Here is a 358-nt window from a genome sequence, read left to right on the forward strand (position 1 = left end):
TTAAAACAGAAAATACCAGCTCAAACAGTAAAAGTAAATTGATAAAGAGTATTTATCCTAACCTCCTTGGCCGATAAATTTGGCCCTCACTCAGCAGCGTGAAGACCATGCGTACGAGCTTGCGGGCAGTCAAGACCAGGGCGCGCTTATGGTGATGATGCCTGGCTTCAGTAAATTTCTTACGGTAGAACGCGGCATATTCCGGCTCCCGCACCCGGACGGAATTAGCCGCTTCAATGAGGTAGTATCGTAAGTAATAATTACCGGACCTGGTGAGGGGGATGTCCTCGGCAGAAAACTTGCTGGACTGATGCTGCCGCCAGGTCAGGCCCGCGAATTTAGCAAGGGCATTGTGGTT

Annotated in this window: 1 protein-coding gene; it reads right to left on the bottom strand. The window is 49.7% G+C overall.

Annotation, left to right across the window (positions count from 1 at the left end; all coding sequences use genetic code 11):
* Positions 1–52 precede the first annotated feature (52 nt).
* The coding region (locus tag KKC1_RS15150; RefSeq protein WP_143288784.1) for a transposase at positions 53–358 on the bottom strand (306 nt) is incomplete at its 5' end.

The sequence above is a fragment of the Calderihabitans maritimus genome (assembly GCF_002207765.1).
GTDB classification, from domain to species: domain Bacteria; phylum Bacillota; class KKC1; order Calderihabitantales; family Calderihabitantaceae; genus Calderihabitans; species Calderihabitans maritimus.